Below are 13,245 nucleotides of genomic sequence, written 5' to 3' on the forward strand. Positions count from 1 at the left end.
TGTCAGCGTGGCTCAGGCCTCGTCGCCTTCGCCGTCACTGCCTTCCTCCTCGGCCACCGCATCACCCTCGGCCAGGTCGCCGAGCAGCGACTGCGCCTGTTCGGACGCCAGCGACTCCACGCCACGCAGGCGGCGTTCGATGGTGCGGGTCTTGCGGCTGGCCTCGCCGATGCTGCGGCCAACGGTAGTGATCTGCTTCTCGGCCTTTTCCAGGATGCCGGCGAACTTGCCGAACTCGCTCTTGACCGCACCCAGCAGGCTCCACACTTCGCTGGATCGCTTTTCAATGGCCAGCGTGCGAAAGCCCATCTGCAGGCTGTTGAGCAACGCAGTGACCGTGGTCGGTCCGGCCACCACCACACGGTGCTCGCGCTGCAGCAGGTCAACCAGGCCCGGGCGCCGGATCACCTCGGCATACAGGCCTTCGGTGGGCAGGAACATCACCGCGAAGTCCGTGGTGTGCGGTGGCACGATGTACTTGTCGCAGATCGACTTGGCCTGCACGCGCACCGCGCGCTCCAGCTGGATGCCCTGCAGGCGCACGCCTTCGGCATCGCCCTGTTCCTGTGCGTCCAGCAGGCGCTCGTAGTCCTCGCGCGGGAACTTGGAGTCGATCGGCAGCCACACCGGCGTGTCGTCGCTGCTGCGGCCCGGCAGGCGCACGGCGATATCGACCATCTCGCCACTATCCGGGCGCACCCTCACCGCACGCGCGTACTGTTCCTGGGTGAGTGTCTGCTCGAGGATGTTCTCCAGCTGCACTTCGCCCCAGCTGCCGCGGTTCTTGACGTTGGTCAGCACGCGCTTGAGGTCGCCCACGCCGGTGGCCAGCTGCTGCATCTCGCCGAGGCCACGCTGCACCTGTTCCAGGCGCTCGGAGACGAGCTTGAAGGAATTGCCCAATCGCGTTTCCAGCGTCGACTGCAGCTTCTCGTCCACGGTGTGGCGCATCTGCTCCAGCTTCTGCGCGTTGTCGTTCTGCAGCGCGCGCAGCTGTTCCTCCAGCGTGGCACGCATCTCGGCGATGCGCTGCTCGTTGCGCTGTGTCAGTTCCTGCAGGCGCAGGCCCAGACTGTCGGTCAGGCGCTGCTGCGACAGCGCGCCCTCCTCGCGGCCCTTGCGTGCATCGTCCACCAGGGTCTGGCGCAGCGCCCCGAGCTGGGTATCGGTGCGCGCAGTGAGCTCCTGCAGCTGCTGGCCAAACGCATGGATGCGTGCCTCCTGCTGCTGGCCGAAGGTCTCCAGCTGACCGCGCAGTTCCTGCAGCCGCTGCCCCATCAATGCTGCGCCGCGCTGCTGGCTATCGGCCACTTCAGCGCGCGCTTTGCGGGCATCTTCGCCCAGCGCTTCGCGCAGCAGGTCCAGGCGCTGATCGGTGCGGGTGGACAGATCGGTCAACGCGCGGGCGAAGCCATCGAGCTGTTCGCGCAGTTCGCTGCGCCCGGCGCGCGCCTCCTCGCGCACGGCCTGTTCCAGGCGGTCATGCGGCGGGCGGCGCAGCAGGGCGACCAGCTGCAGGATGAGCACGGCCAATAGAAGGCCGGCAATGAGCAGGTATTCGGTTTGCATGGGGCAAGTGTAGGCTGGCCGAGTCTCAGCTGCTGCGTCAGGACCATGCTCGCTCTGTACGGAAAGCCCACCTCCATCAACGTGCGCAAGGTGCTGTGGCTGTGCGCCGGCCTCGACCTGCCACTCCAACACGAGCCAGAACCACCGGCGGACCTGCTGGCCACGTTGAATCCGAACCGGCAGGTGCCGGTCCTGCGCGATGGCGGCTTCGTGCTGTGGGAATCGAACAGCATCTGCCGCTACCTGGCCGTACGTGCTGGCCGTGATGACCTGCTGCCCGGCACGGCGCAGGGCCGCGCCCGGGTCGAGCAGTGGATGGACTGGCAGGCCAGCGACCTCAACAGCGCCTGGCGGCACGTGTTCATGGCGCGCGTGCGGCGGCACCCGGACTACCCGGACGATGCCCGCGCCGAGGCCAGCCTGGCGCAGTGGAACCACTTGATGGGCGTACTCGACACACAATTGGCCGGTGGCCACTGCCACGTGACGGGCAACGCCTTCACCCTGGCCGACATCGTGCTCGGGCTATCGGCCCAGCGCTGGCGCAGCACGCCCGGCAACAAGCCCGTGCTGCCACACCTCTCGGCGTGGTTCGAACGGCTGCGCGAGCAGCCCGGTTTCGCCACCCACGTCGACAACGGCGTGGCCTGAGGGGAAGTGCCGGCCGCTGTTAGCAGGTGTCGACCTGGGTCGACACGGTGGATCCATGCCATTCGTGGATGAATCTCTGTAGAGCCGAGCCCATGCTCGGCTGAGCGGCGTGCGCTGACGGCAGCCGAGCGTGGGCTCGGCTCTACAGGAAAAACCGGGCCTTACCAGCCTTCCAGCACGATCTTGCCCTTGGCGCGCTGGCTTTCCAGCAGCGCGTGGGCGCGCCGCAGGTTGGCCGCGTCGATGCGCCCGAAGTGCTCGCCCAGGGTGGTCTGCAGCACGCCCGTGTCGATCAGCTCGGCCACACGGTTCAACAGGTCGTGCTGGCGCTGCATGTCGGCGGTGCGGTACAGCGGCCGGGTGAACATCGACTCCCAATGCAGTGACAGCGCCTTGCGCTTGAGCGCCATCACGTCCACCTGGCCCGGGTCATCGATCAGCCCCAGTTGGCCCTGCGGTGCCAGCAGTTCCACGATCTGCGCGTAGTACTGGTCGGAGTGGGTCAGGCTGGCGACATGCTGCACCTCGCTGATGCCGAGCCGCGCCAGTCCCTCGGCCAGCGGCAGGCTGTGGTCGATCACGTGGTGTGCCCCCATTGCGTACGTCCAGTCCTGGGTATCCGGGCGCGAGGCGGTGCCGATCACGGTCAGCCTGGTCAGCTTCCGTGCCAGCTGCACCAGGATCGAACCGACACCACCGGCAGCACCGATCACCAGCAGGGTCTGGCCTTCGCCACCACCCTCCGGGATGCGCAGGCGGTCGAACAGCAGCTCCCAGGCGGTGATTGCAGTCAGTGGCAACGCTGCGGCGGCGGCATCGTCGAGACTGGCCGGCTTGCGCCCGACGCTGCGCTCATCCACCAGCTGGTACTGCGCATTGCTGCCCGGGCGGTCGATGACGCCGGCGTAGTAGACCGCGTCGCCGGGCTGGAACAGGGTCACCTCGCTGCCCACCGCATCAACAATGCCGACCGCATCCCAGCCCAGCACGCGCGGGCCATCGGTGGCCACGCCGCGGCGGACCTTGGTGTCGACCGGGTTCACCGCCACCGCGCGTACCGCCACCCGCAGGTCACGCGGGCCGGGCTGCGGCAGTTCCAGTTCAATATCGATCAGGGCCTGGGCATCATCGATCGGCAGGCCGGCTTGGGTGTAGGCAATGGCGCGCATGGCAGCGGTCCAGTGGGGAAGGAGGCGACAGGTTGCGCCGCACGCGGTCCCTCGGAAAGGCGCAGAATCGGGCAGCACTTTCACTCTGGCGATGAAGATGATCCGCTTCGACGATCTGCAGCTGTTCGTCCGTACTGCCGCACTGGGCAGCTTCTCGCAGGCGGCCCGCGAAGCCGACCTGCTGCCGGGGCAGGTTGCTGCGGCGGTGGCGCGGCTGGAACGCGAGCTGGACCTGCGCCTGTTCGTGCGCACCACGCGCAGCCTGCGCCTGACCGGCGAGGGGGCGCTGTACCTGCCGTATGCGCAGGAGGTGCTGGCCACCCTGCGCGAGGGCCAGGCGCGCGTGCAGGGCGAAGACACCGAACTGCACGGCACCCTGCAGCTGTCGGCGCCGTCGGACTTCGGTCGAAATCTGCTGCTGCCCTGGCTGAGCGCCTTTCGCGCCGCGCACCCCCGGCTGCGCCTGCACCTGCGCCTGTCCGACGAAGTGGCCGACGTGTTCCGCGACCCGGTCGACGTGGCCATCCGCATCGGCCACTTCGACGACGCCAACTACGTCGCCCTGCCCCTGCTGGAAGGCAATCGGCGCGTACTCGCGGCGTCACCCGACTATCTGCAGCGGCGCGGCACGCCCACCCGCCTGGAAGATCTGCGCGAGCATGATTGCCTGGTCTACCAGCTCAGTGGCCGCGCCTATGATCGCTGGTCGTTCGAGGTCGACGGGCGCCGCAGCGTGATTCCGGTGCGCGGCCCGCTGGTCTGCGATGACGCCGATGTGGTGCGGCGCTGGGCGGTGGCCGGCGAAGGCATCACCTACAAATCCTGGCTGGACCTGCGCGAGGATGTGCTCGCAGGGCGCCTGCAGCTGCTGCTCGACGGCATCGGCAGCCACATACCGTTGCAGCTGGTCTGCCCGCACCGCAAACAGTTCTCGCCGGCGGTGCGGCAGCTGCACGCGCAGCTGCGCCAGCACCTGCAACCTCTGCTGTCTGGCATGCCCGAGGGTCCTGCCGGCCCCCTGTCGCCAGTCCCGGCGCTGGCCGACAATGGCGGCCCCCCGTAAGAGAGAACGCCGCCATGCCGTGGATGGGCATCCAGGACCTTTGGACGTTTCTGGTCGCCGTGCTGGTGTTTCTCGCCCTGCCCGGCCCCGGTACCTTCACCCTGCTGACCGCCACCGGCCGTGGTGGCGTGCGCGGCGGTTACACCGCACTGGCCGGCCTGCTGGTCGGCGACCAGATCCTGATGTGGCTCGCGCTGGCCGGCGTGGCCGCGCTGCTCAAGGCCAACCCGCTGGTGTTCCACGCCGTGCAGTACCTGGGTGCGGCCTACCTGGTGTGGGTCGGCATCAGCCTGCTGCGCACACCGAAACACGAGGGTGGTGACGCCGGCCCGATCCGCATGCAGCCGGGCCGCTACTTCCAGCAGGCGATCCTGGTCAGCCTGCTCAACCCGAAGGCGATCCTGTTTTACATGGCCTTCCTGCCGTTGTTCATCGATCCCAAGGCACACCAGGGCATCGCCACCTTCGCGGCACTGGCCGGGATCATCCTGGTGGTCAGCATCGCCTACTGCTCGATGCTGATCGGTGTGGGCAACCTGGCCCGTCGCCGGTTGATCCAGCACCCGCGGATCAGCGACGCGCTGCGCCGCGTGGCCGGCCTGTTCCTGGTGGGGTTTGGCATCCGGTTGGGGCTGAACGGATGAACGGGCGGCTGCCGCTGCTCGGCCTGGCCCTGCTGTTCGCCGGCACCGCCTCTGGCGCCACCGTACAGGACCATCGTTGCCTGACCGGCGGTCGCAACGGCAGCATCCACCTGGAATGGCGCTGGCTGGAGGACGGACAGTCCGACGTGCGCTACGCCGGCCAGCGCAAGCGCCTGCCCCTGCGCCGGATCTCGATGGAAACCACGGTGCTGGCCGAAGATCGCCCGTACCAGTTTGACAGCGTCTGGGAAGAGCGCATCGATGGCCGCCTCAACGGCCGCTACCTGTTGAGCACTCAGGGCGCGCTGGTGCTGGATCTGCGTTACGAACGCGCCCGCGACGGCCACAGCACAACCTTCCACGACGACCCCGAAGCTTGGCAGGAGGATGGCTGCCATTGGCCGCGATCACCCTGACCCTCGGTTTGCCCTGCCAGCTGGACGATCGTAGGACGAGTTCGATTTGTTGCTCAGATTGTGCTGATTTCGTCATCATTGACGGCGTTCAGCCTCCATCAGTGACGCATCCAACCCGGGTATGACCCCCGTCAGTGGTAATGCTGCGCTGCGTTCGGTCACACTCGGGAACTTGTCGTTCTTAGTCACCCCTTCCGAGGCCTGCATGTCCCTGTTCCGGCGCAAGTCCCTAGATTCCGTCACCGTCCACGAAGCCGGCAGGCGCCTGGTTCCGACGCTCAGCTGGCCGCACCTGATCGCGCTGGGCATCGGTGCCATCGTCGGTACCGGCATCTACACGCTGATCGGCGTGGGTGCAAACCTGGCCGGCCCGGCCGTGCTGATCTCCTTCGCCATCGCCGGTGCGGTCTGCGCCTGCGCGGCGCTGTCCTACGCCGAGCTGTCGACGATGATGCCGGCCGCCGGCAGCGCCTACACCTACAGCTACAGTGCGCTGGGCGAGGTGTTCGCCTGGGTGGTGGGCTGGAGCCTGATCCTGGAGTACTCGCTGGTGGTGAGCACGGTGGCGGTGGGCTGGTCCGGCTACTTCGTCGGCTTCCTCGAATGGGTCCACACCCAGTTCGGCTGGAACGTACACCTGCCGGCCTGGCTGGCCGCCGGCCCGCATGTGGAAGGCGGAATGATCAACCTGCCGGCGATCATCATCACCTGGCTGGTGGCCGGCATGCTGATGGCCGGCACCAAGGAGAGCGCCACCCTCAATGCCATCCTGGTGGTGTTCAAGCTGATCGCGCTGGCCATCTTCGTCGCCGTAGCCCTGCCCGCCTTCGACAGCGCCAACCTGCAGCCGTTCATGCCGTACGGCTTTGCCAAGTCGATGGGCCCCGATGGCGTCGAGCACGGCGTGATGGCGGCGGCAGCGATCATCTTCTTCGCCTTCTACGGCTTCGATGCAATCTCCACCGCCGCCGAGGAGACCAAGAACCCGGGCCGCGACCTGTCGATCGGCATCATCGGTTCGATGATCGGCTGCACCATCGTCTACGTGCTGGTGGCGCTGGCGGCCGTCGGTGCGATGAGCTACGCGGTGTTCGGCCACAGCGCCGAGCCGCTGGCGCTGATCATGCGCCAGCTGGGCCATCCGACCGCGGCAATGGTGATCGGCGTGATCGCGATCATCGCCCTGCCGACCGTGCTGCTGGCCTTCCTGTACGGCCAGAGCCGCATCTTCTTCGTGATGAGCCGCGATGGCCTGCTGCCGCGTGGCCTGTCCAAGGTCAACGCACGTACCGGCACGCCGGTGGCGACCACGTTGTTCACTGCGGTCGTGGTGTCGGCGCTGGCCGGCGTGGCGCGCCTGGACGAGATCGCCGCACTGGCCAACGCCGGTACCCTTGCCGCGTTCACTGCGGTGGGTGTCTGCCTGGTGGTGCTGCGCCTGCGCGAGCCGAACCGCGAGCGCACCTTCCGCACGCCGCTGGCTTTCGTGGTCGGCCCGCTGGCTGCACTGGGCTGCATCTACCTGTTCATCAGCCTGCCGCACACCACTCAGCTGTACTTCCTGCTGTGGAACGTGGCCGGCCTGGTGTTGTACTTCCTGTACAGCCGCCGCCACGCACTGATCGCGAAGTAACCGGCTCGCCGGTAGTGCCGGCCGCTGGCCGGCACCTCGCATCCTGTCGATACGAGCAATGCCGGCCAGCCGCCGGCACTACCGCAGGGCGTTTCAACCGCCCTGCTTTGCGGCGTAATCCTGCGCCTGGCGCATCACCCGCAGCAGGTTGCCGCCCCAGATGCCGGCAATCTGCTTCTCGGTATAGCCCTTGCGCAGCAGCCACGCGGTGATCTTCGGCAGCTGGCTGACATCGGGCAGGTCACTCAGTCCGCCACCACCATCCCAGTCCAGGCCGATGCCCACATGTTCCGGGCCGACCACCGTGAGGATGTGCTCGAAGTGGGCGAAGAAGTCGTCCAGGCTGGCGTGGCGCACCGGGTGCTCGTGGTCCAGCGCCTGCTCGGCCTTCAGCAGCGCAACACCCTGCTCGATGCCCATGCCTTCCCAGCCGCCCAGCTGCTTGCTCAGCGCTTCCTCGGCCTGCTTGCGCTCGGGTGTCTTCGCCGTATCGATCAGGTAGCCGCCATAGGCGTTCACCTGGATCACGCCACCGGCCTTGGCCAGTTTGCGCAGGCGCGCATCGTCGAGATTGCGCGGATGGTCATAGACCGCCTTGGCCGAGCTGTGCGACAGCACGAACGGCACCGGCATCATTGCCAGCAGGTCGTCGAACACCGCGTCCGAGGCGTGTGACTGGTCGATCACGATACCCAGCTTCACCGCCTGCCGCACCAGCTCCTTGCCGGCCGGGCTAAGCCCTTTCCATTCCGCGCCCTTGGGATCGGTGGCCGAATCGGCGAACTCGTTGTTGGCGAAGTGCACGGTGCTGAGCAGGCGCAGGCCGGCGCGGTGATAGAACGACAGCAGGCTGGGGTCGGCCACCAGCGGGCTGGCGTTTTCCATGCTGATGTAGACCACGCGCTTGCCGGCAGCCTTGATCCGCGCTGCGTCATCGGCGGTCAGCGCCAGCGCGAAGCGCTCGGGATTGGCCGCCAGCATCTCGCGGATCTGCATCAATCGCTGCAGCCCATGGTCACGCTCGGCCAGATGCGCGGCGGCGCTGCGGTCGCCCTGATCGGTGTAGATCGCCCAGAAGCCGCCGTCCAGCGCGCCTTCGACCATGCGCGGGTAGTCGACCTGCGAAAGGGCGTTGCGGTCGTGGCGTTGCTCGATGTCGAAACCGCTGCGACCAAAGTTGGCCGGCGTATCCAGGTGGCTGTCGAGGGTGACCAGGCGCTGCTGCAGCGCCTTGGCGCGGGCCAGCTCCTGCGCGCTGAACTCGATGGCGTGGACGGACAGCGGCGCGCACAGCGCCAGGGCGAGCACGACGGACAGGTGGCGCAACGAAGGCATGGGCTCTCACCGGCATGGGGAAGAGCCCGACCATAGCGCCGTGGCCGCGCATTGGGTAGCGCCGGGCCACGCCCCCTGAACAGCGGGGCGCCGTTTTCACGAACGCATCGCAATGCGCGGAAAGCTGACCGCCGGGCAGTGGACATGATTCATGCCCGGCGAACGCAGAAGCCGACCGTCAATCCACCACGCGGCAGAACACGGCCTTGAGGTAACGCGATTCCTGCACGTGGGCCATGAACGGATGGTCCGGACCAGCGCCGGCCACCTTCAGGATCTGGATCGTGCGGCCGGAGAAATAGGCCGCACGGCGCAGCATGTCGAGGAACTGGTCCTCGGCCACCAGGCCGGTGCAGGAGAAGGTGGCGAACAGGCCGCCCGGCTTGACCACGCCCAGCGCCAGCTTGTTCATGTCCAGGTACTTCTTCAGCGCGGTGATGACCTGGTCGCGGTCGCGGGTCATCTTCGCCGGGTCCAGGATCACCACGTCGTACTGCTCGCCACGGTTGGCGGCGTCGCGCAGCCACGGGAAGATGTCGGACTGGATGAACTTCGGACGCACGTTGTTCAGGCGCGAATTGCCCTTGGCGATCTGGATCACGTCCTCGTCGATGTCGATGCCGATCACTTCCGAAGCACCACGCGCCGCCGCGTACACGGCAAAACCGCCGGTGTTGCAGCACAGGTCGAGCACGCTCTTGCCTTCCACCTGCTGGCTCAGCCACTCGCGGTTCTCGCGCTGGTCGGCGAAGAAACCGGTCTTGTGCGCACCGGCCGGGTCGGCGCGGAACTTGATGCCGTACTCGGTGATCACCGACGCTTCGGTGGTGGTGTTGCCGTGGAAGTCGAAGCTTTCCTGCTTCTGCACGTGCTCGTCGGCGAAGCTGTGGAAGCGGCAGCCGGGGAACTGCTCGCGCAGCGCATCGTAGATCCATTCGCGGTGGCGGAACATGCCGGCGGCGAAGAACTCGACCACCACGAGGTCGCCGTAGCGGTCCACCACCAGGCCGGACAGGCCGTCGCCTTCACTGTGCACGACGCGCCAGGCATCGGACACCGTATCGAGCTTCAGCACCTCACGGCGCAGCGACACTGCCTGGGCGATCTTGCGCGAGAACCAGCCGGCATCCACCGGTACGTTCTGGTCGGTTTCAAGGATGCGCACGGCAATGCGCGAGTGCCCGTTGTAGAACCCGCGGCCAATGAACTCGCCATCGATGCCGACCACGTCGACGATGGAACCGGGCTTGGGCCGGACGGTCGGCTTCTCGACCAGTTTCTGGAAGATCCACGGGTGGCTGGAGCGCCACGCATTCTTGAGGCGGACAATCGGAAGGGGGGTATTCATCCACCCATTGTAAACCGGGCGCCGGGGTCGGATCCCCGCAGGGGCTCTGACCCCGGCAAACCGGCATTTGACGGCGGCGGGGCCAGACGGCAGAATCGGCGCCAGAAGGGGAGTAGCTCCCAGACGTTGTCGCCGTCATTTCGAGCCCGCAGGCTCCGGTGCAACGGTAGTTCCGGCCGACTGGAACTGCGAGCGAGACCTTCGCCGTACTGGCGAAGCTCTGTCCCTGGATCCCCTCCCGATCCTCCGTTGCAGATCCTCGCCGTCCGGCCTGGCATTCATCTTTCCAACGGACATTCCCAATGCAGACGATCGGTAACGTGTGGTTGTGGGGCGGCTTCGCAGCGGTGGTGGTCATCGCCCTGCTGGTCGACCTCGTGTTGATGCGCCATGGTGGACCGCACAAGGTCACCTTCAAGGAGGCCCTGTGGTGGTCCATCGGCTGGGTCGCGCTGGCCCTGCTGTTCAACGCCGGCCTCTGGTACTACCTGAATGAGACCGCCGGCCAGGTCGTGGCCAACAAGGTCGGCCTCGAGTTCCTGACCGGCTACCTGGTCGAGAAGGCGCTGGCGGTCGACAACATCTTTGTCTTCCTGATGATCATGAGCTACTTCGCGGTGCCGGAAGAGCAGCGCCAGAAGGTGCTGATCATCGGCATCCTGGGTGCGATCGTGCTGCGTACGATCATGATCTTCGCCGGTAGCGTGCTGATCAGCCAGTTCCATTGGCTGCTCTACGTGTTCGGCGCCTTCCTGCTGTTCACCGGCTGGAAGATGTGGTTCGCCGCCGGCCAGGAGCCGGACCTGGAGACCAATCCGGCCCTGCGCTGGATGCGCAAGCACCTGCGCCTGCTGCCGGACTACGCCGGCAACGCGCTGAGCGTGAAGCGTGATGGCGTGCGCTGGTTCACCCCGCTGTTCGCGGTGCTGATCCTGATTGCGGTCACCGACGTGATCTTCGCCGTGGACAGCATCCCGGCAATCTTCGCGATCACCACCGACCCGTTCATCGTGCTCACCTCCAACGTGTTCGCGGTGCTGGGCCTGCGCGCGATGTTCTTCCTGCTGGCCGGCATGGCCGACCGCTTCCACCTGCTGCCGTACGGCCTGGCGCTGGTGTTGGGCTTCATCGGCATCAAGATGATGATCATCGATCTGTTCAAGATCCCGACCCCGGTCTCGCTGGGCGTGGTCGCGGTGATCATCGCCGCCACCGTGGTGCTGAGCCTGAAGTACCCGCCGAAGGAAGGCGAAGGCCAGGCCTGAGCCTGACCCGTTGAACGGTGCGGCCGGTGGGATTGTCCCGCCGGCCGCCTCCACTCTCCCGTTACGGTGGCCTTGGTTTCGCGCCAGTCACCGCCATTGCTGAGGTATGGACAACAACGCGCCCCTGCCCGCCGACGACGTGCCGGCCCCCCGCAATGATCGCTCGCGCATCCTGCGGGCGTTCAATGTCAGCCTGGCCGCCGTGCTGGTGCTGGTGGCCGTGTTCGCCCTGCAGGGCACGTTCGACTGGCGACCGTGGGCGGTCGCACCGCTGGAAGCCAAGGGCCTGCTCGGCCTGATCGGCGGCCCGATGCTGCATGCCTCGGTCGAGCACATCGCCGCCAACAGCATCGCGATCCTGATCCTCGGCACCCTCGCCGGCAGCGTGTATCCGAAGGCCACCGTACGTGCGCTGCCCCTGCTGTGGCTGGGTTCGGGCCTCGGCGCATGGATGCTGGGCAATCCGGGCAGCGTGCACCTGGGTGCCAGTGGCGTGACCCACGGCCTGATGTTCCTGCTGGCCAGCCTCGGCCTGCTGCGCCGCGACCGTGCGGCGATCGCCACCGGTCTGATCGGCATGCTGTTCTACGGCGGCATGCTGATGACCATCCTGCCGCACGCCGATGGTGTGTCCTGGCAGTCGCACATGGGCGGCGCCTTCGCCGGCATCATCGCCGCGCTGCTGTTCCGCAACGCCGACCCACTGCCGCCGCGCCAGCGCTACAGCTGGGAAGACGAAGAAGACGAGGCTGAGCCGCTGTCCGACGACGAACTGGAGCCGCCGTCACCGCAGCGCGTGCCGGTACTGTGGCAGCCGCGCGAGGGCCAGGACTACGTGGTGATCCCGTTCCGCCGCCCGGACGAACCGCGCGGTTGAGGTGAGGGTGGTACCGGCCGCTGGCCGGCAACCTCATGAACCTTCGTTGGCAGTCCTTGCGTTGCCGGCCAGCGGCCGGCACTACCAGGAGAATCAGTTCCCTGCCGCGCCCATCCCATCCACCGCCTGCCGGCCGAGCGCCGGGTCATCGGTGAAGAACGCATCGATGCCCGTCGCCAGGTAAGCCCGCATCTCGGCAATCGATCCCTCGGCATTGCGCGCGCTGTCGGCACCCTTGCGCAGGTTGCTGGGCTGGAAGTGGTTTTCCGGGCGGAAGGTGTACGGAATCACCATCAGGCCAGCGGCGTGCGCGTCACGTACCAGCGAGGTCGGCGTGCCCAGCGCCCCCTTGGCATCCAGTGGAATGATCGAACGCAGCTCGGGGCCGATACCATCGGCGTAGCCGGCAATGTCCTTCAGGCCGGCCGGGGTCATCATCTGCGCATAGGTCAGCGCGCCGCCGGCCTTGACGATGTCGGCCGGCTGGGTATCGCCCTTCCACAGCAGCTGCAGCAGCCGGATGTTGCTGCCCTGGCCGATCCTGCCGCGCAGGTAGCGCAGGTTGGCGGTCTCGAACGACTGGATGGTGACCGGCCCGACATTGGTGTACGCGTTGCCACGCAACGCAGCCAGCAACTTGTCCTCCATCGGCAGGCCGATGGACTGGAAGTAGGTCGGGTGCTTGATCTCCGGCACCAGGCCGATGCCGCGGTTGGCACGCCCGGCCTGCTGCACCAGGAAGGCCAGGATCTCGTCCAGGCTGGCGATGCGGAACTGGCCGTCGTAGGCAGTACTGCGCAGCTCCGGCAGGCGCTCACGCGCGTACAGGGTCTTCAGCTCGGCCAGGGTGAAGTCTTCGGTGAACCAGCCGTCGACCTTCTGACCGTCGATCACCTTGCTCGTGCGGCGGCTGGCGAACTCCGGATGCGAGGCGACGTCGGTGGTCCCGCCGATCTCGTTCTCGTGGCGGGCCACCATCACCCCGTCCCTGGTCATCACCAGGTCCGGTTCGATGTAGTCGGCGCCATCGGCGATCGCCTGCGCGTACGACGCCAGGGTGTGCTCGGGCAGCAGTGCGCTTGCGCCGCGATGACCATAGACCGACACCTTGGGTGCGGCCGGGGCGGAGGATTCAGCACTCATGGCCACCGATGGTGCCACGGCCAGCGACAACAGCAACGCACAACCCCACGACTTCACTGCGACTTCCCCCAAGCGGTATGTGATGGCTGTCAGTATGCGGCGGCAATATGACAGGTGGGGGAAGGGGGGGGG

12 protein-coding genes are annotated in these 13,245 nt (G+C 67.0%); 7 read left to right on the forward strand and 5 right to left on the reverse strand.

The genetic code is table 11. From position 1 onward, the window contains the following. Positions 1-12: 12 nt before the first annotated feature. Positions 13-1,569 (reverse strand): DNA recombination protein RmuC, encoded by a 1,557-nt coding sequence (locus A7X97_RS06375; protein WP_088496512.1) that lies wholly within the window; start codon positions 1,567-1,569, stop codon positions 13-15. Between the two features lie 45 nt (positions 1,570-1,614). Here A7X97_RS06375 and A7X97_RS06380 point away from each other — a divergent pair, with 45 nt between their 5' ends. After that, positions 1,615-2,220: a glutathione S-transferase family protein gene (locus A7X97_RS06380; RefSeq protein WP_072168761.1), complete on the forward strand. Its 606-nt coding sequence runs from the start codon at positions 1,615-1,617 to the stop codon at positions 2,218-2,220. Positions 2,221-2,381: 161 nt separating this feature from the next. On the opposite strand, the gene A7X97_RS06385 is transcribed toward A7X97_RS06380, so the two are convergent. Beyond that, the gene (locus tag A7X97_RS06385) at positions 2,382-3,389 is read right to left on the reverse strand and encodes a zinc-binding alcohol dehydrogenase family protein (protein WP_065186609.1); all 1,008 of its coding nucleotides are present in this window, start codon (positions 3,387-3,389) and stop codon (positions 2,382-2,384) included. Between the two features lie 91 nt (positions 3,390-3,480). Between A7X97_RS06385 and A7X97_RS06390 the strand changes: the two genes are divergently transcribed. From A7X97_RS06390 to A7X97_RS06405, 4 genes are all read left to right on the forward strand, one after another. Continuing rightward, positions 3,481-4,452: a LysR family transcriptional regulator gene (locus tag A7X97_RS06390; protein ID WP_080376955.1), complete on the forward strand. Its 972-nt coding sequence runs from the start codon at positions 3,481-3,483 to the stop codon at positions 4,450-4,452. A 14-nt stretch (positions 4,453-4,466) separates the two neighbouring features. Then, positions 4,467-5,096: a leucine efflux protein LeuE gene (leuE, locus tag A7X97_RS06395; RefSeq protein WP_005411716.1), complete on the forward strand. Its 630-nt coding sequence runs from the start codon at positions 4,467-4,469 to the stop codon at positions 5,094-5,096. Then, on the forward strand, positions 5,093-5,512 hold the full coding sequence (locus tag A7X97_RS06400) for a hypothetical protein (protein ID WP_088496511.1): 420 nt from the start codon (positions 5,093-5,095) through the stop codon (positions 5,510-5,512). Before leuE ends, A7X97_RS06400 begins: the two co-directional genes overlap by 4 nt. Positions 5,513-5,717: 205 nt before the next feature. Next, complete coding sequence (locus tag A7X97_RS06405; RefSeq protein ID WP_088496510.1) at positions 5,718-7,145, forward strand: amino acid permease; 1,428 nt, start codon at positions 5,718-5,720, stop codon at positions 7,143-7,145. Between the two features lie 93 nt (positions 7,146-7,238). On the opposite strand, the gene A7X97_RS06410 is transcribed toward A7X97_RS06405, so the two are convergent. Further along, positions 7,239-8,480, reverse strand: coding sequence for a dipeptidase (locus A7X97_RS06410; RefSeq protein ID WP_088496509.1), 1,242 nt, complete (start codon positions 8,478-8,480; stop codon positions 7,239-7,241). Positions 8,481-8,658: 178 nt separating this feature from the next. Further along, positions 8,659-9,828: a class I SAM-dependent rRNA methyltransferase gene (locus tag A7X97_RS06415; RefSeq protein ID WP_072168763.1), complete on the reverse strand. Its 1,170-nt coding sequence runs from the start codon at positions 9,826-9,828 to the stop codon at positions 8,659-8,661. Positions 9,829-10,130: 302 nt separating this feature from the next. On the opposite strand from A7X97_RS06415, the gene A7X97_RS06420 reads away from it, so the two are divergent. Together A7X97_RS06420 and A7X97_RS06425 are read left to right on the forward strand one after the other, a co-directional pair. Continuing rightward, positions 10,131-11,093 (forward strand): TerC family protein, encoded by a 963-nt coding sequence (locus A7X97_RS06420; protein ID WP_010487446.1) that lies wholly within the window; start codon positions 10,131-10,133, stop codon positions 11,091-11,093. A gap of 106 nt (positions 11,094-11,199) precedes the next feature. Next, positions 11,200-11,970: a rhomboid family intramembrane serine protease gene (locus A7X97_RS06425; RefSeq protein ID WP_065179045.1), complete on the forward strand. Its 771-nt coding sequence runs from the start codon at positions 11,200-11,202 to the stop codon at positions 11,968-11,970. A gap of 93 nt (positions 11,971-12,063) precedes the next feature. Here the strand turns inward: A7X97_RS06425 and A7X97_RS06430 are convergent, their stop codons facing one another. Continuing rightward, entirely contained in the window at positions 12,064-13,170 is a 1,107-nt protein-coding gene (locus A7X97_RS06430) for a glycerophosphodiester phosphodiesterase (protein WP_072168764.1), read from the reverse strand. Positions 13,171-13,245: the final 75 nt, after the last annotated feature.

Source organism: Stenotrophomonas sepilia, assembly GCF_003244875.1.
Classification (GTDB): domain Bacteria; phylum Pseudomonadota; class Gammaproteobacteria; order Xanthomonadales; family Xanthomonadaceae; genus Stenotrophomonas; species Stenotrophomonas sepilia.

What these genes read in the sequence shown, in the direction of transcription:
- A7X97_RS06375 (WP_088496512.1), bottom strand. Translation starts at nt 1,569, where the DNA reads ATGCAAACCGAATACCTGCTCATTGCCGGCCTTCTATTGGCCGTGCTC.
- A7X97_RS06380 (WP_072168761.1), top strand. Translation starts at nt 1,615, where the DNA reads ATGCTCGCTCTGTACGGAAAGCCCACCTCCATCAACGTGCGCAAGGTG.
- A7X97_RS06385 (WP_065186609.1), bottom strand. Translation starts at nt 3,389, where the DNA reads ATGCGCGCCATTGCCTACACCCAAGCCGGCCTGCCGATCGATGATGCC.
- A7X97_RS06390 (WP_080376955.1), top strand. Translation starts at nt 3,481, where the DNA reads ATGAAGATGATCCGCTTCGACGATCTGCAGCTGTTCGTCCGTACTGCC.
- leuE (WP_005411716.1), top strand. Translation starts at nt 4,467, where the DNA reads ATGCCGTGGATGGGCATCCAGGACCTTTGGACGTTTCTGGTCGCCGTG.
- A7X97_RS06400 (WP_088496511.1), top strand. Translation starts at nt 5,093, where the DNA reads ATGAACGGGCGGCTGCCGCTGCTCGGCCTGGCCCTGCTGTTCGCCGGC.
- A7X97_RS06405 (WP_088496510.1), top strand. Translation starts at nt 5,718, where the DNA reads ATGTCCCTGTTCCGGCGCAAGTCCCTAGATTCCGTCACCGTCCACGAA.
- A7X97_RS06410 (WP_088496509.1), bottom strand. Translation starts at nt 8,480, where the DNA reads ATGCCTTCGTTGCGCCACCTGTCCGTCGTGCTCGCCCTGGCGCTGTGC.
- A7X97_RS06415 (WP_072168763.1), bottom strand. Translation starts at nt 9,828, where the DNA reads ATGAATACCCCCCTTCCGATTGTCCGCCTCAAGAATGCGTGGCGCTCC.
- A7X97_RS06420 (WP_010487446.1), top strand. Translation starts at nt 10,131, where the DNA reads ATGCAGACGATCGGTAACGTGTGGTTGTGGGGCGGCTTCGCAGCGGTG.
- A7X97_RS06425 (WP_065179045.1), top strand. Translation starts at nt 11,200, where the DNA reads ATGGACAACAACGCGCCCCTGCCCGCCGACGACGTGCCGGCCCCCCGC.